Raw genomic sequence first — 18,592 nt, 5'->3', positions numbered from 1 at the left:
CGCCCTCCCGGTCCGGCACCGGCACCCCGCGACCCTGCCCGCCCCCTCGCCGAGATAGGACCGCCCGGCCGAGATAGGGCCCAGGACGGTCCTATCTCGAGGTGGGGGTCCTACTTCGGCGAGCGGGAGCCCGCCCGATCAGCGGGTGCCGGGACGACCACAGGGGCCGGAACGGTGCTGGGCGAGCGTTCCCTGTGGACGACCGGCGGGGCGGGCACCGTCGTGAGCGGACGGTGGGTGGGTGAACCCGGACGCCGACCGCACGACCGCACCCGACCGCACGCGCGCAACCGACCGCACGCCCCGCCCCGGCCGGGCGTCCGAGCTCGCGCACGGAGACGGCCCGCCCCGTCGGCCGTCCCCACCGGTCGTGCGGCCCGAGGTTCCGCCGGTCGTGCGTGCTGCCGGCCTCCGGCCCGACGAGATCCGCCGACGCGTGCGCGACGGGACTCTCGTCCGGGTGCTCCGCGGCGTCTACGGTGCGCCGGGCCCTTCCGATCCACCGTGGACCGCGCAGAGGCACGCGCTGCTCGCGCGCGCCGCGGCGCTGCACCTCGTGCTCACCGGCGAGCACTGGTTCAGCCACACGACCGCCGCCGTGCTGTGGGGTTGCGACGTCGGGTCGGTCCCGCGTCGGGTGCACGTCACCAGCCCGATGAACCCGCACGTCCGCCGTCGGCAGGACGGCGCCGAGGTCGCCTGGCACTGGACGAGCACTGCGGACCGGGCCTCCGAGGTGAGCCGCGCCCTCACCCTCCCGGTGTCGCCGTTGGAGCGCACCGCGTTCGACTGCGCGGCGATCCTGCCGCCGGGGCCCGGACTGGTGGTGGCCGACTCAGCGCTGCGTGCCGGCGCGGACCCGGCCCTGCTGGCCGAGATCACCGAGCGGGCGGTCGGCCGTCGAGGCGTGCGCCGAGCGCGTGAGGTGCTCGAGCATGCCGACGGCCGGGCGGAGTCGGCCGGCGAGTCGTTGACGAGGTGGGCGGTCATCGCTGCGGGGCTCCCGGCGCCGGACCTGCAGGTCGCCGTCGCGACCCGCCTCGGCTGGCGGTGGGTGGACCTGGGATGGCGGGCGGAGCGCGTGGCCGTCGAGTTCGACGGACGGATCAAGTACGGCCGGGATCGCGCGACCGCGGCGCGAGCTGTCTTCGAGGAGAAGCGGCGCCAGGACGCGCTGGAGGACGAGGGCTGGACGGTCGTCCGCGTCACGTGGTCCGACCTCGCGGACCTCGGCGCCGTCGGTGACCGCCTGACGCGCGCCCTCCGCCGCGCGGCCCGGTCGTCGCGCTCGCCGAGATAGGGCCTGCGCGCCGAGATAGGGCCCCGGAAGGCCCTACGTCGACACGCGGGTCCTATCTCGGCGCTAGGGGGAGGGCGGCGGAGAGGGGGCGCGGGGAGGGGAGCGGAAGGCAGGGAGGAGACAGCGCGGGCCCCGGCCCTCCCCAGGGGGGAGGGCCGGGGCCCGCGCGGGTGCGGGTGCGGGTCAGCCGCCGGTGCCGGCGTTGCCGCCGCCGTTGCCCTCGTTGCCGCCCGTGGGGTTCGGGCCCGAGGACAGGGTGAGCGTCACGGTGCTGCCGATCGCGACCTTCGATCCGACGCGGGGGTCGGACGAGATGACCGTGCCCGCGGGCTGGCTCGACGGGTCGTCGGACGACACCGCGTCCACCGTGAGGCCGAGGCCCTGGAGCTGCGCGGTGGCGTCCGCCTCGGTCTTGCCGACGATGTCGTTCGGGATGGTCACCGTCGTCGGTGCGGTGGCGATCACGAGGCTCACCGGAGTGCCCTGCGGCACGAGGCCGGGTGCGCGGTCCTGCCGGATCACGGTGCCGGGCGCGACGTCCGCGCTCTCCTCGGTCGAGGTGTTCGCCGTCAGCTTGAGGCCGTTGAGCGCCTGCTTCGCGGCGTCCTCGGTCTGCCCGGACAGGTCGGGGAGCTGGACCAGGCCGGAGGAGATCACGAGCGTCACCGACGACCCGTCGGCGACCGACTGGTTCGCCCCGGGCTCGGTCCCCAGCGCCCGGCCCTCGGGCTGCGCGGGGTTGTCGTCCTCGCGGACGGAGCCCACGGTGAGGCCGGCGTCGGTGAGCTGTTGCCGCGCCTGGTCCTGGGTGAGCCCGGAGACGTCCGGCACGGTGACGGCGGTCGGTCCCGTGGACACGAAGAGGGTGACCTCGGAGCCCTCCTCGGCGTCCTCGCCGCCGGCGGGGTCGGTGCGCGTGACGCTGCCCTGCGGCACGTCGGCGCTCGGCTCCTCCTGGCGGACGACCTCGAAGCCGACGTCGGTGAGCGCGCTGGTCGCGGCCGCCTCGGCCTGGCCCGCGACCGCGGGTACCTCGACCATGCGGACGTCCGGCTCCCGGTCCTGCGTGAGCAGCCAGACGATCCCGGCGACCGCGAGAACCGCGACCACGCTCAGCGTGATCCACAGCCACCGCTTCGACTTCTTCTCCTCCTCCGGCTCCTCGCCGTCCTGCGGGGGCAGCACGGAGGTCCCGGGGCCGGTGGGCGCCCACGCGGGGGCGTCGCCGGGCATGACCTGGGTCGCACCGGCGTCGGGGGTGAGCACCTGGGTCGCGGCACCGGCTCCGAGCAGCGCGGGCGCCACGGCGGGCGCGGACACGGCGCCGCCGCGGGCGGCGGCCTCGAGGTCGGCGCGGAACTCCGCGGCGGACGAGTAGCGGGCGTCCCGCTCCTTGGCCAGCGCCTTGGCCGTGATCCGGTCGAGCACCTCGGGGACGTCGGAGGCGACCGAGGACGGCGCCGGCGCGATCTCGCGGACGTGCTGGTAGGCGACGGCCACGGGCGAGTCGCCGATGAACGGGGGCCGGCCGGTGAGCAGCTCGAACAGCAGGCAGCCGGCGGAGTACAGGTCGGAGCGGGCGTCGACGGTCTCGCCGCGGGCCTGCTCGGGCGACAGGTACTGCGCGGTGCCGATGACGGCCTGGGTCTGCGTCATGGTGGCCGCGGAGTCGGCGACGGCGCGCGCGATGCCGAAGTCCATCACCTTGACCGCGCCCGTGGGGGTCAGCATGACGTTCGCCGGCTTGATGTCGCGGTGCACGATGCCGGCGTGGTGGGAGTACTCGAGCGCCGACAGCACGCCGGCGGTGATCTCGATGGCCTCCTCGATCGGCACGGCCTGCCCGTCGCGGAGGATGTCGCGGACCGTGTGGCCCTCGACGTACTCCATGACGATGAACGGCACGTGCGCGGTCGCGCCCGTCGGCTCGGTGTAGACGTCCTCGCCGGTGTCGTACACGGCGACGATCGACGGGTGGTTGAGCCCCGCGGCGGCCTGCGCCTCGCGGCGGAACCGCGCCTGGAAGGACGGGTCGCGCGCGAGGTCGGAGCGCAGGATCTTGATCGCCACGGTGCGCCCGAGGCGCGCGTCGTGCCCGATGTGCACCTCGGCCATGCCACCGCGGCCGATGAGCTCACCGACCTCGTACCGTCCGGCGAGGATCCGGGATCCGTCGTCCACCACTAGGCGTCCTTCGCTGTCGTCGTCTGCGCGTCCGGCGCGGCTGCGCCGGACTGTGCTCGCCAGATCATCCCACCCTCGGCGGCTGCCCGGGTGTCCTCGCTGGTACCCACGGGGGCGAGCGAGCCCGTGTCCCCCGTCAGGCGGTCGGCGAGCGCGGCGCCGAGGAGCGCCACCACGAGCACGGCGAGCACCAGGAGCGGCCAGCGGACGTGGAACCGCCCGCCGCCGGCGCCCGCCTGCACGCGGGCGTGCGCCCGGGTCGTCGGGTTGCTGTGCGCGCCCCCGCGGCCCGCGGTCGCGCGGTAGGTGGGCGCAGCCGCACCGGCGCCGGTGGTCGGCCGCCCGGTCCGGGGGTCGAACGACGGCGGCGCCGCGGCGGTCGCGGCGTGCACGGGGGCGGCCGAGCCGCGCACCCGCATCGCCCCGGCCTCGCTGGGCCGCGAGCCGGTGACGCCGCGCGCCGGGGAGTCGGCACCGCGCGTGCTCGCGCCGGTCCCGGAGGTCGCGCGCGCCCCGCCGGCGGACGACGCCGCCCTCCCGGGCACGATCGACACCGGCGGGCTGCCGCCGGCGGGCGTGTGCGGCACGAGCGCGTCGAACAGGTCCGCGAGCTCCTCGGCGGTCCGCGGCCGGTCGGCGGGGTCCTTCGCCAGCAGCCGCATGACGAGCCGCGCGATCTGCCGGTCGACCGACGGCGGGAGCGGCGGCACGGGCGTGTTCACGTGGGCGACCGCGATGTCGACGGCCGTCGGCCCGGTGAACGGCCGGTGCCCGACCAGCGCCTCGTAGGCCACGATCCCGAGCGCGTACATGTCGGACGCCGCCGTGGCGGGGCCGCCGACGGCCTGCTCGGGGGAGAGGTACTGGGCGGTGCCCATGACCATGCCGGTGGCGGTCATCGGGACCTGGTTGCTCGACAGCGAGACGCCGAAGTCGGTGATCTTCACCTTGCCGGTGGGCGTGATGAGGATGTTGCCGGGCTTGACGTCGCGGTGCACGACGCCGGCCTCGTGCGCGGCGTGCAGGGCGCGCGCCGTCTGGGCGAGGATCGGCAGCAGCCGGCGCGGGGGCAGCACGGGCTCGCGCTCGAGCAGGTCGCTCATGGGTTCGCCGACGATGAGCTCCATCGCGAGGAACGCGGAGCCGTCCTGCTCGCCGTAGTCGAACAGCGCGGCGATGCCGGAGTGCGACAGGCTGCCGGCGTTGCGGGCCTCGGTGCGGAACCGCTCGAGGAACCCGGTGTCGCCGGCGTACTCCTCGCGGAGCACCTTGATGGCGATGTCCCGGGCCAGGGACTCGTCGTGGGCGGCCCAGACCTCGCCCATGCCGCCGACGGCGATCTGGCGGGTCAGGCGGTAGCGGCCGCCGAGGACGACGCCGGGTGCGGGCCTCACTGGTTGATCACCGCCTCCATGACGGCCTTGGCGATCGGCGCGGCGACCCGGCCGCCGGTGGCCTCGGAGCCGACGGAGCCGCCGTGCTCGACGATGACCGCGACGGCGACCTGCGGGTCGTCGGCGGGTGCGAACCCGGTGAACCAGGCGTGCGGGGCGTCGCCCTCCACGCCGGTCTGCGCGGTGCCGGTCTTGCCGGCGACGCTGACGCCCGGGATCTGCGCGGAGGTGCCGGAGCCGGACTGCACGACGCCGACCATCATGTCGGTCAGCTGCTGCGCGGTGGTGGCGGAGACCGCCTGGGACAGCTCCGCCGGCTCGGCCTCGCTGACGACGTCGAGGTTCGCGGTGCGGACCGTCTGCACCAGGTACGGCGTCATGACCGTGCCGCCGTTGGCGATCCCGGCGGCGACCATCGCCATCTGCACCGGCGTCGCCCGGACGGACTCCTGCCCGATCGCGGACAGCGCGGTCTGGGCGTCGTTCAGGTCGTCGGGGTACTGCGACGCGGCGACGCGCATGGGCACGGTGAGGTCGGTCCGGCCGAAGCCGAACTTCTCCGCCTGGGCGCGGATCGCGTCGTCCCCGAGGTCGACCCCGAGGGACGCGAACGCGGTGTTGCAGGAGATGCGCAGGGCGTCGGCGAGGGTGGTCTGCTGGTTGGCGCCGCACGAGGAGCCCCCGAAGTTCGGCAGCGTCGTGCGGGTGCCGGGCAGCGTGTAGACGTCGGGGGCAGACAGCACGGACTCCGGGGTGTAGCCGCCGGACTCGAGCGCGGCGGCGGCGGTGACCAGCTTGAACGTCGACCCGGGCGGGTAGTTCTCGCTGGTCGTGGCGTTGATCAGGGGGTCGCCGTCGGCCGCGAGCAGCTGCTGGTACGCGGCGTTCGCCGCCGTGGTGTCGTGCGTGGCCAGCGCGTTGGGGTCGAAGCCCGGCGTCGACACCATCGCGAGGATCCGGCCGGTCGAGGGCTCGACCGCCACGACCGCACCCTGCTGGCCGCCGAGCGCGTCGTACGCCGCCTGCTGCGCCGCCGGGTCGAGGGTGAGCTCGATCGACGAGCCCTGCGGCTGGGCGCCGGTGATCAGGTCCTGGATGCGCGACCAGAACAGCGAGTCCGCCTGGCCGGTGAGCACGTCGTTCATGGCCCGCTCGAGCTGCGACCCGCCGTTGACGACCGAGTAGAAGCCGGTGACCGTCGAGTAGAGCTCGGGCTGGCTGTAGGAGCGCTGGAAGCCGAACGGGTCGTCCACGGGGGTCGACTGCGCGATCGGCTGCCCGGCGACGATGATCGGGCCGCGCGGCTTGCCGTACTCCCGGTACAGGGTCCGCACGTTGCGCGAGTCGTTGTTCAGCGCGGACGCCTGCCCGAACTGCACCCAGGTGGTGCCGGCGAGCAGGGCCAGGAACATGACGACGACGACGGTCGCCAGGCGGCGGAGGGCGGTGTTCACGCGCGACCACCTCCGGACGTGCGGCGCAGCTGCTCGGTGGGCTGGTCGTCGCCGGCGACGGCGACGGGGTTGCGGGCGTCCTCGTCGAGCGGCAGGCCCCCGGCGGGGGTCGACAGCAGCTCGCCGCCGGGCTCGGGCGCGGGACGCCGGGCGTCGTCGGAGATCCGCAGCAGCAGCGCGGCGACGATCCAGTTGGCGAGCAGCGAGGAGCCCCCGTAGGCGAGGAACGGGGTGGTCAGGCCGGTGAGCGGGATGATCCGCGTGATGCCGCCGACGACGACGAAGCACTGGAACGCGATGACGAACGCGAGGCCCGCGGCGAGCAGCTTGCCGAAGCCGTCCCGGACGCCGATCGCGGTACGCAGGCCGCGCTGGCACAGCACCAGGTAGATCGTGAGGATCGCCATGAGCCCGGTCAGGCCGAGCTCCTCGCCGAGCGACGCGATGATGAAGTCCGACTCGGCGAACGGCACCAGGTCCGGGCGCCCCTGGCCCCAGCCGGTGCCGAACAGCCCGCCGCTGGCCAGGCCGAACAGCCCGCGCACGAGCTGGCCGGAGCCGCCGGGGGCCCGCTCGAAGACATCCTGGTCGAGGGCGTGCAACCAGATGTGGAACCGCGCCGCGACGTGCCCGAACGCGGTGGTCGCGAAGGCGACGCCGCCCGCGAACATCACCAGGCCGATGATGATCCAGGACAGCCGCTCGGTCGCGACGTAGAGCATGGCGACGAACAGGCCGAACAGCAGCAGCGACGTGCCGAGGTCGCTCTGCAGCACCAGGACGGCGATCGAGGCGGCCCAGACCACGGCGATCGGGCCGAGGTCGCGCAGCCGGGGGAGCTGCAGGCCGAGCACCTTGGGTCCCGCCAGCGCGAGCGTGTCGCGGTGCGTGACGAGGTAGCCGGCGAAGAACACGGCGAGGGCGATCTTGGCGAGCTCGGCGGGCTGCAGCGAGAACCCGAGCGCGCGGACCCAGATGCGGGCGCCGTTGATCGTCACGCCGAGGCCCGGGACCAGGGGCAGCACGATCAGCACGAGGCCGACGACCATCGCGGTGTAGGTGTAGCGGCGCAGGGTGCGGTGGTCCCGCAGCACGACCAGGACCACGCACGCGAGCACCACGGAGATCGCCGACCACGCGAGCTGCTTGCCGGCGAACATCTCCGTGCCGCCGCGGGCCTGGCGGGCCAGGTCGATGCGATAGATCATCGCGAGCCCGATGCCGTTGAGCGCGATCACCGACGGCAGGATCACCGGGTCCGCGTAGGGCGCGCGCCAGCGCAGCACGAGGTGGACGACCAGGGCCAGACCCGCGAGGCCGGCGCCGTAGCCCAGCACGTCGGCCGGCAGCTCGTCGGTCGCGCCCAGCCCGACCAGCGCGTACGCCGCGATGGCGATCGCCAGCGCCAGGACCAGCAGACCGAGCTCCGTGCCGCGGCCGGCGCGCACGCGGTGCGCCTCCACCGTCGCCATCAGGGCCCCACCGGCGGGGCGGTGGCACCGGGCGTGGCGGCCGGGGCGGTGGGTGTCGTCGGGGTCGGCGTCGGGCTCGGCTCCGGCTCGGCGTCCTCGGCGAGCGACGCGACCCGCTCGCGTGCGTCGGCCAGCGTCGCGGTGTGGATGGTCTGGTCGAGGCGCTCGCGCACGAACGCCGGCAGGTCGTCGACGACGACGTCGCTCGTCTCGACGACCTCGGAGAGCGACAGCGGGCCCACCGACTGGGGGATGCCGCGGTAGATCGCGACGACCTCGCCGTCCACGCCGACGTAGTACTGGGTCTGCGTCCAGCGGTAGAAGCCGAACGCGGCCGCGGCCACGACCGCGACGGCGAGCACGCTCAGCACGACGCGGCGGACCCGGCGCCGACGGCGCGCGCGGCGCTCGTCCGGGTCGTCCTCCGCGTCGTCGGCGTCGTCGACCACGGCCACGCCCCCGCCGGGGGTGCTCGCCTGGCGGGACAGCTCGGCGGCGCGGGCGGCGGGCCCGTCCTGCGCCGCGGTCGGGCGGTTGCGCGAGACGGCCGCCGACCCGACGACCACGGCGTTCGTGGTGGGCCCGGCGCCGTCGCGCACGTCGTTGAGCTCGAGCACGTCCGCGACGACGACCGTGACGTTGTCGCCGCCGCCCGCGCGCAGCGCGAGCTGGACCAGCCGCTCGGCGCACGTGTCGACGTCGGGCAGCTCGTACAGCGTCCGGGCGATCGTCTCGCCGCTGACGAAGCCCGAGAGCCCGTCGGAGCACAGCAGCCACCGGTCGCCGGCGCGCGCCTCGCGGACGGACAGGTCGGGTGCGATGTCGACGTCGAAGTCGCCGAGCACCCGCATGACGACGGAGCGCTGCGGGTGGGTCTCGGCCTCCTCCGGCGTGATCTTCCCCGTGTTGACCAGGTGCTGGACGAACGTGTGGTCCGTCGTGACCTGCGTCAGCACGCCGTCGCGGAGCAGGTAGCCGCGGGAGTCGCCGAGGTGCACCATCGCGAGCTTGTTGCCCGCGCGCAGGATCGCCGTGACCGTCGTCCCCATGCCGGCGAGCTCGGGGTTGGACTCCGAGCGGCTGATGATCTCCTCGCGGGCCTCCTCGAGCGCGCGCTCCAGCTCGTCCAGCGCGTCGTCGGGGCCGTGCGACTCGCCGTCCAGGGGGGCGAGCGCGGCGATCGCCACCGAGGACGCGACGTCGCCGCCGGCGTGCCCGCCCATGCCGTCCGCGACCACCAGCAGGTGCGGCCCGGCGTACGCCGAGTCCTGGTTGTTCGACCGGACCAGCCCGACGTCGGACCGGGCGGCGTACCGCAGCGCGATGCCCACGATCCCCGCTACCCCTGCAGCTCGAGGACGCTCTGCCCGATGCGGATCTGCGCACCGGGGCGGACCTGGACCGCGGAGGTCACCTTCTGGTCGTCGAGGAACGTGCCGTTGGTCGACCCCATGTCCTCGACCAGCCACTGCCCGCCCTCGGGGTACACCCGGGCGTGCCGCGAGGACGAGTAGTCGTCGTCCAGCACCAGCGTGCAGGAGGGTGCCCGGCCGATCAGGACCGCCGTCGACCCGAGCGGCAGGGTGGTGCCGCGCAGCGGACCCTCGGTCACGACGAGCCGGGTCGGACCGGCGCGCCGGCCGCGGCCGCGCTCGGCGGCGGGCGCCGGGGCCGGGGTGGCCGCGGGGCCGGCGGCCGGGGCCGCGGCGCGCGGCTTGCGGCGGCTGGTGATCCGGGTCCCGTACAGGTCGCGGCGCAGCACCCCGATCGCGGACAGCACGAAGGCCCACAGGAGCACGAGGTAGCCCAGGCGGAGCAGGGTGACCGTCAGCTCACTCATGCGTGCCTTGCGTGCCGTGGCTCACTCGTCCTGGTCCTGTCCGTCGCCGTCGCCCGTCCAGAACATGATGCGGGTCCGGCCGATGGTCAGCGTGTTCCCGTCCAGGAGTGTCGCGGCCGGGACCTGGTGGCCCTCCACGAACAACCCGTTCGTGGAGCCGAGGTCGGAGGCGACGACGCCCTGCGGGGAGACGCGGATCTCGAGGTGCCGCCGGGACACGCCCGGGTCGTCCACGACGATGTCCGCCTCCGAGCCGCGGCCGATGACCGTCACCGGGCCGGTGAGCAGGTAGCGCTGCCCGTCGATGTCGATGAGCGGGTGCCGCGGGCTCGGGGCGGCGGTGGTCGCCGGGGCGGCCGCGCCGCGCACCGTCGCCGACTTCACCCGGAACCGGCCCGTCTCCAGGTCCTCGTACTCGTGGAACGCCACCGTCACCGGACCCACGAACGCGTACCGCTGGCCCGTCGCGTGCTCCGTGACGTTGGCGGCCAGCTCGTCGGCGAGCGCCTCGGCGCCCCACGCCTCCACCTGGTCGTAGTCCGACGGGGACAGCTCCAGCGTGAACTCGTTCGGCACGACCGTGCGGTCGCGGCCCACGACGGCGGCCCGGTCGTCGACCTCGCGGCGCAGGGCGCTCGCCAGCTCGACGGGCTTCACCTCGCTGCGGAAGGCCTTGGCGAACGCGGTGTTCACGACGCGCTCCACACCGTGCTCGAACCGGTCCAGGATGCCCAACGCCCACCACCTCCTCACCGCACGCGCGAACGGTCGGGCACCGACGTGCACCCGACACACTGCGTCGATGGTAGCCGCGGACCAGGTGCGCAGGCTCTCCCTGTGGACGACGGGAGTGGCGCGTCCCTGGTGAAGAGGTCGCGGCGGGTGTGCGCGCGCTGTGCAGGCGGGGCCGCCGGGGGCGTCGGGAGCCCCGTCCGGGGAGTGGTCAGGAGGCCCCTCGGAATCGTGTTAATCTTCTGCGGCGCGCGAGTGGCGGAACGGCAGACGCGCTGGCTTCAGGTGCCAGTGTCCGAAAGGGCGTGGGGGTTCAAATCCCCCCTCGCGCACACATGACGGGGAACCCCCGGTCGGAGAGATCCGGCCGGGGGTTCTTCGCGTCCCGGGGGTCCGCCGGCGCGGCGGCGAACCGCGCCGAGATAGGACCCTCCCGCCGAGATAGGGCCTTGTACGGTCCGATCTCGGCGGGAAGGCCCTATCTCGGCGAAGAGGAAGGGTCGGCGCCGGTCAGGCCCCGCGCTCCGCCCACAGGTCCAGCGCGTGCCGCCGCGCCGCCGCGCAGGCCTCCGCGATCGCCCCGGTCACCACCACGTCGGCGCCCAGCGGGGAGATGCCCAGCGCCGGCGCCGGGAGGTGCAGGCCCGGGGGCAGGGCCGCCCGCGCCGCGTCGACCACCTGGTGCACGCCGGCGGCGACCGCGCCGGAGACGACGATCCGCTCGGGGTCGAACATGCTGGCCAGCACGCTGACCACCCGCCCGAGCATGGCGCCGACCCGCTGCACGACGCGCAGGGCGTCCGGGTCGCCGCCGGCCGCGAGCTCGAGCACCTGCCGACCGTCGAGCGGGGCAGCCGCGGCAGCGGCCGCCGCGAGCGGGCCGTCCGGCGCCACCTCGCCGCGCGCGACCGCCTCGGCCGCCCACTCCGCGGCGCGTGCACCCAGGCCGTACGCGGCGCCGACGCCCTCGACCAGGTCGAACGCCACCATCTCGCCGACGCCGCCGTGCGCGCCGTGCAGCACCCGGCCGTCGACGACGACGCCGGCGCCCAGGCGCTCGCCGGCGAGCAGCGCCACGTAGTTGCGGCTGCCGACCGCCGCGCCGCGGGTGCCCTCCGCGATCGCGGCGAGGGAGGCGTCGTTCTCGACCCGCACGAGCGGCGCGAGGTCGGCGAGGGCGTCCCGGAGGCCGGGGTTCATCCGGTCCCAGAACCCGTCGGGGTGCGGGGGCGAGTCCCCGCGGGTGTTGACGGGGGCCGGGACGCCGGCGCACAGGGCCAGGACGTCCGCGCGGTGCCGGCCGGCGTCGGCGAGGGCCGCGTCGACGGTCGCCAGGACGGCGGCGCGCCGCTCGTCCGGGTCGTCGTGGGCGGCGCCCAGGACGGTGCGCGCGGTGCCGAGCGGGGTGCAGCGCAGGTCGGCGACGGTGGCGGTGACGTGCACCTGGCCGCTGTCCACCCCGACGAGGACGGCCGCGTCGGCCCGCAGCCCGAACCGCCGCGCCGGGCGGCCCTTGCGGTACGCGCCGGCCGCGCGCGCGTTCGGCAGCTCGCGGAGCAGTCCCGCGGTGGTGAGCGCGTCGAGCGCCTCGATGGCAGTCGACCGGGTGAGGCCGGTCGCCGCGATGACGTCGCTGGCGGTGAGCTCGGCGGCGTCCCAGGCGCAGGACAGGACGGCGTCGAGGCTCGCGGGCCGCGCCGCCGTGCGGGGGGTCTGCGTCGTCACAGGTCTTGACCGTCCTTCCTCGGCGCTGACACACTGCCCGAGCAGACTTGATTTGCCAAGTAGATCTAGTGGGTGACGATGACGTCGCCCGACCGGTGTCCGCGACGGAGGGGACGATGGTGGGGGAGATCTCACGACGGGCGGGACGGGTGCGGCGCGTGCGCCGGGCCGTCGCGTCGGGGCTGGTGGTCCTGGTGAGCGGGGTGCTGCTCGGCGCGTGCGCCGGCGACGGCCGCGACGAGGTGCGGTTCGCGTTCAGCAAGCGCGAGGCGATCGGCTTCATGACGGAGCTGGTCGACGAGTACAACGCCTCGCAGGACGACGCCCGGGTGGTGCTGGACACCTCGGGCGTCGACGTGGTGTCGGCGAGCTTCGTGCGGGGCAACCCGCCGGACATCGCCCTGGCGAACTACAACATGGAGTCCGCGCGGTTCGTGCAGCGCGGGGCGCTGAGCGACCTGTCGGACACCGAGGCGGCCACCCGGATCCGCCCGGACCTGCAGCCGCTCATGGACCAGTACGGGTCGTACCCCGGCCGGACCAGCGCGCTGCCGTACTCGGTGATGGCGGCGTCGGTCATCTACAACGAGCAGATCTTCGCCGAGCAGGGGATCGAGGTGCCGCAGACCTGGGACGAGCTGATCGCCGCGTGCGAGGCCCTCCAGGCAGCCGGCATCACCCCGATCTACGCCACGTTCAAGGACGACTGGACCGTCGCGCAGGGGTGGTTCGACTACGCCGTCGGTGGTCAGGTCGACGTGCTCGACTTCTTCGACCGGCTCGCCGAGCAGGGCACCGACGTCGGTCCGGGCAGCGCGGTGTCGTTCCAGCAGGACTTCACCGGTCCGCTCGAGCAGGCGACGGAGCTCGCGCAGTACGTGAACCCGGACGCGGCCAGCCGCGGCTACGGCGACGGCAACCTCGCGTTCGCGCAGGGCGAGGCGGCGATGTACCTGCAGGGGCCCTGGGCGTTCAGCGAGATCGCGAAGACCGCGCCGGACCTCCCGGTCGGCACGTTCCCGCTGCCGATGACCGACGACCCGGACGACCTGCGGGTCCGGGTGAACGTCGACCTCGCCGCGTGGATCCCGGTGGAGGCGAAGCACCCGGAGGCGGCGCGCGACTTCCTCGAGTACCTGTACCGGCCGGAGGTCATCGAGGCCTACAACGCCTCGCAGCTCGGCTTCACGCCGACGACGGACGCCGCCCCCGTGGACGACCCGCGGGTCGCGGGGATGGCCGCGTACTACGAGGACAACCGGGTGTACCAGGGCCCCTCGGTCCTCATCCCGAAGACCATCCCGGTCAACAACTACGCGCAGGCGGTCCTGCTCGGCGAGGACCCGGCCCGGATGCTGCGCACGCTCGACGCGGACTGGGCGCGGCTCGCCTTCCGGCAGCCGGCCCCGGTGACGGAGACGAAGGAGCCGACGCGATGACCGACACCGTCACGACCGGGACCGCCGCCCGCGCGGCCGCCGCGAGCCCGGCGCCGAGGCGTCCGCGGCGCCGCGTCGAGCCGATCTACTACCTGCTCCTGCTGCCGACCGTCGTGCTGTTCACCCTCGCGATCACGGTCCCGGGGATCATCGGCATCTTCTTCAGCTTCACCGACTCGATCGGCATCGGGGACTGGAGCTTCGTCGGGCTGACCAACTACGTCGCGATGTTCAGCGACCCGGCGATCCTGCAGAGCTACCTGTTCACCTTCGGCTTCGCGGTCGCCACGGTGGTCGTCGTCAACCTGGTGGCGTTCCTGCTCGCGGTGGGGCTGACCTCGCGGATCCGGATGAAGACGGCGCTGCGGACCGTGTTCGTGGTCCCCATGGTGATCAGCGGCATCATCATCGCGTACGTCTTCAACTTCCTGTTCTCGAACTCGCTGCCCGCCGCGGGCGCCGCGACCGGGATCGGGTGGCTCGAGACGAGCCTGCTGGCCAACCCGGACCTGGCGTGGGTCGCGATCGTCCTGGTGACGGCGTGGCAGTCGATCCCCGGCACGATGCTCATCTACATCGCCGGGCTGCTGTCGGTGCCGGGCGACGTGTACGAGGCGGCCGACCTGGACGGCGCGAGCAAGGTCCAGCAGCTGCTCCGGATCACCGTCCCGCTGGTGGCCGGCTACGTCGTCATCAACGTGATCCTCGGGTTCAAGGGGTACCTGAACGCCTACGACATCATCGTCGGCCTCACGAACGGCGGCCCCGGCACCGCGACCCGCAGCGTCGCCATGACGATCATCGCGGGCTTCAACGGCGGCGACTACGCCTACCAGATGGCCAACGCGACGATCTTCTTCGTCGTCGCCGTGCTCATCTCCCTCCTGCAGCTCTCCCTGACGCGCACCCGGAAGGCCTCGTGATGGCGACGCAGACGACAGCGGCGGCCGCGCCCGCCCGCGGCACCGGGCGGGTCCGGTCCGAGCGCACGAACTGGTCCGGGACGGTCGTCCTCGTGCTGTGCGCGGTGACGGTGCTGCTCCCGCTCTACGTGACCGTGTCGATGGCGTTCAAGACGCAGGGGCAGGCCGTCGACGGCCAGGCCTTCTCGCTGCCGGCGCCGTTCAGCGTCGACGGCTTCGTGGAGGCGTGGAACCTCACGAAGTTCCCGGTCGGCGCGGGCATCTCGCTCCTCGTGACGGCCGGCACGGTCGTGGCGACCATCCTGCTGGCCGCGTTCGCGTCGTACGCGATCATGCGGAACTGGGACCACCGGCTGTTCCGGTACTCCTTCTACTACCTGCTCGCGGCGATGTTCATCCCGTTCCCGGTGGTCGCGCTGCCCCAGATCCAGCTCACCGGCCGGGTCGGGCTCGACAACCCGTTCGGCGTGATCCTGCTGGCGACGATGTTCCAGCTCAGCTTCAGCGTGCTGCTGTTCACGGCGTTCCTGCGGTCGATCCCCGAGGAGCTGGAGGAGAGCGCGCGGCTGGACGGGGCCACCACCTGGCAGACGTTCTGGCGGCTGATCTTCCCGCTGCTGGCGCCCATGAGCGCGACCGTCGGCATCTTCGCGTTCCTGTACGCCTGGAACGACTTCATGATGCCGTCGCTGATCATCTCCGACCCGGCGCTGCAGACTCTCCCGGTGCGGCAGAACCTGTTCCAGAACCAGTTCAGCAACAACTACCACGTGGCGTTCGCCTCGTACCTGATGGCGATGGCGCCCGCGATCGTCGCCTACCTGTTCACCCAGCGCTGGGTGATGGAGGGCGTCACCCAGGGCGCCGTGAAGGGCTGAGCGCGCGCCCGCGCCCACACCCGACCGCACCGGACCACCCCCCGCCGATCCCGCCAGGAGGACGCATCCGCATGACCGCACCGGACACGACCACCACCCCCGCCCCGCCGCCCGCCGCCGGCACCCCGCCCGGGGACGTCCCGGCGTGGTGGCGCCAGGCCGTCGTCTACCAGGTCTATCCGCGCAGCTTCGCGGACGCCGACGGCGACGGCCTCGGCGACCTCGCGGGGATCACCCGGCGCGCGGACTACCTCGCCGCGCTCGGGGTGGACGCCGTCTGGCTCAGCCCGTTCTACCCCTCGGCGCTGGCCGACGGCGGGTACGACGTGGCGGACTACCGCGACGTGGACCCGCGGCTCGGCACGCTCGACGACTTCGACGCGCTGGTCGAGGCGCTGCACGCCCGCGGCATCCGGGTGGTCGTCGACATCGTGCCCAACCACACCTCCGACCAGCACGCGTGGTTCCGCGAGGCGCTGGCCGCGGGCCCGGGGTCCCCGGCGCGGGACCGGTACATCTTCCGCGACGGGTCCGGCCCGGACGGGTCCGAGCCTCCGACCGACTGGGAGTCCACGTTCGGCGGGCCGGCCTGGGACCGGGTCCCGGACGGCCAGTGGTACCTGCACAGCTTCGCCCCCGAGCAGCCGGACCTCGCCTGGGACCACCCGGAGGTGCGCGCCGACTTCGTCCGGACCCTGCGGTTCTGGTCCGACCGGGGCGTGGACGGGTTCCGGATCGACGTCGCGCACATGCTGACCAAGGACCTGACGGAGCCGCTGCCGTCCGCGGCGGAGATCGAGGCGCTGCCCCGGGACGGGAACCACCCGCTCTACGACCGGGACGACGTGCACGAGGTCTACGCCGAGTGGCGCGCCGTGCTCGACTCCTACGACCCGCCGCGCGCCGCGGTCGCCGAGGCCTGGGTCGACTCGGAGCGGGTGCCGCTGTACGCGCGGCCCGAGAGCCTGGGGCAGTCGTTCAACTTCGACCTGCTGCTCGCGGAGCCCGACGCGGGGGAGTTCCGGCGGATCATCACCGACAACCTGGCGCTCGCGGCCCGGTCCGGCTCGTCGAGCACCTGGGTGCTGTCGAACCACGACGTGGTGCGGCACGCGACCCGGTACGGCATCGGCCCCGCCGGCGACGGGCGGGCGCCGCGCGAGCGCGCCGCGGACTGGCTGCTGACGGGCGGCCCGGAGTCGGCACTCGACCGGGACCGGGGCCTGCGGCTCGCGCGGGCCGCGACGCTGCTGGTCCTGGGCCTGCCCGGGTCGACCTACCTCTACCAGGGCGAGGAGCTGGGTCTGCACGAGGTCGCCGGCATCCCGGACGCGCAGCGCCAGGACCCCACGTTCTTCCGCACCGGCGGGGCGCAGGTCGGCCGGGACGGCTGCCGGGTGCCGATCCCGTGGACGGCGGACGGCGAGTCGTTCGGGTTCGGCGACGGCCGCGCGCACCTGCCGCAGCCCGCGTGGTTCGCCGAGCACGCCGTCGATGCGCAGGAGGCCGACCCGGGGTCGACGCTGGCGCTGTACCGCCGGGCGCTCGCGGCCCGGCGGCGGCTCCAGGGCGCCGAGCGGCTGACCTGGGTGGAGACGGGACGCGACGACGTCCTGCACTACGTCCGGCCCGGTGGCTGGCACGTCGTCGCGAACCTCGGGGACGAGCCGTACGCCGTCGCAGGCGTCGGGGAGGTCGTGGTGGCGAGTGCGCCGGCGACCGCGGAGCCCGGCGGCGTCGTGGTGCCCCCGCGCGCGACCGTGTGGGGCGCCGGGGGCGAGGGCTGAGACGACGCGGTCCCCGGCCGGGACGATCAGGCCGGGGACCGCGTCTCCGCGGTCGTGCCTCCGGGTCAGATCCGCGCGGCGGGGTCGGTCCCGTCGTCCGGCGTCGTGCCGGGCGGCGGCACGTCCACCACCGGCTCGGTCTCGACGACCAGGGTCTCCGTCTCGACGACGACCGGCTCCACCGGCTCGACCTCGTCGGCCGTCGGCCGGTCGCTCGTCCCGCCCGCCTTCGCGGCGCCGACCACGGCGGCGGCCGCACCCGCCGCAGCGGCGCCGAGGCCCGCGGCGACGGCCTTGCCGGAGAGCCCGGCCTTGCCGGAGTCGCCCTGCGACGCGGCGGCGTCCGCCACCCCGGGGGTCCCCACGCCGGCCCCCTCGTGCACCTCGCCCCGCCAGGCACCGGTGGCGTAGCCCTCGGCCTCGATGAACTCCTTGAACCGCTCGAGGTCCTTCGCGGCGCGGTTCTCCACGACGTTCAGCTTGTCGCCGACCTTCTCGACCAGGCCCTCGGGCTCGTACTCGAGCGACAGGTGCACGGAGGTCTGCCCGCCGCCCAGGTCCTCGAACGTCACGGCGCCGGCGTTGGTCGCGCCCTCGGTGGCCGCCCAGGCCACCTTGCTGTCCCGGACCTGCTCGAGGATCCGCGCCTCCCACTCCCGCTTGATGCCCGCGATCTCGGCGACCCAGCGGAGCCGGTCGTCGCCGAGCTGCGTCACGGACTTCACACCGCCCATGAACCGCGGGAACTCCTCGAACTGCGTCCACTGGTTGTACGCGACGCTCACCGGCACGTTCACCAGGACCGACTCCTCGACCTTCGTCGTCATGACGTCTCCTCGTCCGAGCTGGGCGCCGGGCGGCAGCGCTGCACCCGGCCCGTCCAGCATGCGCGCGGACGCGTGGCAGCGCCCGCGGTCACCGCGCGGACGCGGGGAGCGCGGGCGCCGGGGAGCGCGCCCTGGGTCACCGCGCGAACGCGACGACTCCCGTGATGAGCAGGCTGATCGCGACGGTCCACAGGGTGATCGCGACGCCCTGCCACGTGAGGATCCGGGCTCGGGAGACCCCGGACGCGGAGAGGGCGGCGGCGGTGAAGTGGGTCGGGATGAGCAGCGGGCCGAGCAGGCTGACGCCGGCGACGCCGTACCGGGCGAACGCGCGGTCGAACTTCTGCCGGCGCGGGCTCGGGGCGACGGGCGCACGGCCCCCGCGGGTGACGACCGCCGCGCGGGTGCGGACGCCGACCGTCACGACGAGCAGCACCGCGAGGAAGTTGCCGGCGATCGCCGCGACGACGGCGGCGACGGGGTGGATCCCGCCGACGACGCCGATCGCGGCGGCGCCCTCGCCCTCGACGAACGGCACGGCGCCGGCGAGCGCGACGCCCGCGGGCTGCAGCCAGTCGGGCAGCTGGGCCACGAGCTCCTGGAACTCGGGGACGATGTCGGGCAGACCTGCCATGGT

Annotated in this window: 15 protein-coding genes and 1 tRNA gene; 6 read left to right on the top strand and 10 right to left on the bottom strand. The window is 74.4% G+C overall.

Annotated elements, in window-relative coordinates:
• Positions 1 to 436 precede the first annotated feature (436 nt).
• Positions 437 to 1,300: a hypothetical protein gene (locus FS882_RS03925; protein ID WP_158370998.1), complete on the top strand. Its 864-nt coding sequence runs from the start codon at positions 437 to 439 to the stop codon at positions 1,298 to 1,300.
• A gap of 183 nt (positions 1,301 to 1,483) precedes the next feature.
• Here FS882_RS03925 and pknB read toward each other — a convergent pair whose 3' ends face one another.
• From pknB to FS882_RS03890, 7 genes are read right to left on the bottom strand one after another with little or no spacing between them, the layout of a single operon-like run.
• The gene (gene pknB, locus FS882_RS03920; protein ID WP_158370996.1) at positions 1,484 to 3,484 is read right to left on the bottom strand and encodes a Stk1 family PASTA domain-containing Ser/Thr kinase; all 2,001 of its coding nucleotides are present in this window, start codon (positions 3,482 to 3,484) and stop codon (positions 1,484 to 1,486) included.
• Positions 3,484 to 4,878 (bottom strand): serine/threonine-protein kinase, encoded by a 1,395-nt coding sequence (locus FS882_RS03915; RefSeq protein ID WP_158370994.1) that lies wholly within the window; start codon positions 4,876 to 4,878, stop codon positions 3,484 to 3,486. The genes pknB and FS882_RS03915 overlap by 1 nt, the downstream gene beginning before the upstream one ends.
• Positions 4,875 to 6,332, bottom strand: coding sequence for a peptidoglycan D,D-transpeptidase FtsI family protein (locus FS882_RS03910; protein WP_158370992.1), 1,458 nt, complete (start codon positions 6,330 to 6,332; stop codon positions 4,875 to 4,877). Before FS882_RS03910 ends, FS882_RS03915 begins: the two co-directional genes overlap by 4 nt.
• On the bottom strand, positions 6,329 to 7,804 hold the full coding sequence (locus tag FS882_RS03905; protein WP_158370989.1) for an FtsW/RodA/SpoVE family cell cycle protein: 1,476 nt from the start codon (positions 7,802 to 7,804) through the stop codon (positions 6,329 to 6,331). Before FS882_RS03905 ends, FS882_RS03910 begins: the two co-directional genes overlap by 4 nt.
• The gene (locus FS882_RS03900; RefSeq protein ID WP_158370988.1) at positions 7,804 to 9,135 is read right to left on the bottom strand and encodes a Stp1/IreP family PP2C-type Ser/Thr phosphatase; all 1,332 of its coding nucleotides are present in this window, start codon (positions 9,133 to 9,135) and stop codon (positions 7,804 to 7,806) included. The genes FS882_RS03905 and FS882_RS03900 overlap by 1 nt, the downstream gene beginning before the upstream one ends.
• Positions 9,136 to 9,143: 8 nt before the next feature.
• Entirely contained in the window at positions 9,144 to 9,644 is a 501-nt protein-coding gene (locus FS882_RS03895; protein ID WP_158370986.1) for an FHA domain-containing protein, read from the bottom strand.
• Positions 9,645 to 9,665: 21 nt separating this feature from the next.
• A complete protein-coding gene (locus tag FS882_RS03890) occupies positions 9,666 to 10,379 on the bottom strand; it encodes an FhaA domain-containing protein (protein WP_158370984.1) in 714 nt (237 codons plus the stop codon).
• Positions 10,380 to 10,625: 246 nt separating this feature from the next.
• Here FS882_RS03890 and FS882_RS03885 point away from each other — a divergent pair.
• Positions 10,626 to 10,708 (top strand) — tRNA-Leu (locus tag FS882_RS03885).
• A 178-nt stretch (positions 10,709 to 10,886) separates the two neighbouring features.
• On the opposite strand, the gene FS882_RS03880 is transcribed toward FS882_RS03885, so the two are convergent.
• On the bottom strand, positions 10,887 to 12,101 hold the full coding sequence (locus FS882_RS03880; RefSeq protein ID WP_158370981.1) for an ROK family protein: 1,215 nt from the start codon (positions 12,099 to 12,101) through the stop codon (positions 10,887 to 10,889).
• 116 nt (positions 12,102 to 12,217) lie between these two features.
• On the opposite strand from FS882_RS03880, the gene FS882_RS03875 reads away from it, so the two are divergent.
• The 4 genes from FS882_RS03875 to FS882_RS03860 all read left to right on the top strand — a co-directional run bounded on the left by FS882_RS03875 (position 12,218) and on the right by FS882_RS03860 (position 17,128).
• Positions 12,218 to 13,540, top strand: coding sequence for an ABC transporter substrate-binding protein (locus FS882_RS03875; RefSeq protein ID WP_158370978.1), 1,323 nt, complete (start codon positions 12,218 to 12,220; stop codon positions 13,538 to 13,540).
• Positions 13,537 to 14,463 carry a carbohydrate ABC transporter permease gene (locus FS882_RS03870; RefSeq protein ID WP_158370975.1) on the top strand — a complete coding sequence of 309 codons (927 nt, stop codon included), beginning with the start codon at positions 13,537 to 13,539 and terminating at the stop codon, positions 14,461 to 14,463. Before FS882_RS03875 ends, FS882_RS03870 begins: the two co-directional genes overlap by 4 nt.
• On the top strand, positions 14,463 to 15,341 hold the full coding sequence (locus tag FS882_RS03865; RefSeq protein ID WP_158370972.1) for a carbohydrate ABC transporter permease: 879 nt from the start codon (positions 14,463 to 14,465) through the stop codon (positions 15,339 to 15,341). The genes FS882_RS03870 and FS882_RS03865 overlap by 1 nt, the downstream gene beginning before the upstream one ends.
• Positions 15,342 to 15,412: 71 nt before the next feature.
• Positions 15,413 to 17,128 (top strand): glycoside hydrolase family 13 protein, encoded by a 1,716-nt coding sequence (locus tag FS882_RS03860; protein ID WP_158370970.1) that lies wholly within the window; start codon positions 15,413 to 15,415, stop codon positions 17,126 to 17,128.
• A gap of 65 nt (positions 17,129 to 17,193) precedes the next feature.
• Here FS882_RS03860 and FS882_RS03855 read toward each other — a convergent pair whose 3' ends face one another.
• On the bottom strand, positions 17,194 to 17,955 hold the full coding sequence (locus tag FS882_RS03855; protein WP_158370967.1) for an SRPBCC family protein: 762 nt from the start codon (positions 17,953 to 17,955) through the stop codon (positions 17,194 to 17,196).
• Positions 17,956 to 18,091: 136 nt separating this feature from the next.
• The gene (locus FS882_RS03850; protein ID WP_158370965.1) at positions 18,092 to 18,589 is read right to left on the bottom strand and encodes a small multidrug efflux protein; all 498 of its coding nucleotides are present in this window, start codon (positions 18,587 to 18,589) and stop codon (positions 18,092 to 18,094) included.
• Between the last annotated feature and the right edge of the window lie 3 nt (positions 18,590 to 18,592).

Origin of the sequence: Cellulosimicrobium cellulans (assembly GCF_007679345.1) — a bacterium.
Classification (GTDB): domain Bacteria; phylum Actinomycetota; class Actinomycetes; order Actinomycetales; family Cellulomonadaceae; genus Cellulomonas; species Cellulomonas cellulans_A.
The sequence above is the reverse complement of the archived record's forward strand: the minus strand, read 5'-3'. Positions and strand labels throughout refer to the sequence as shown.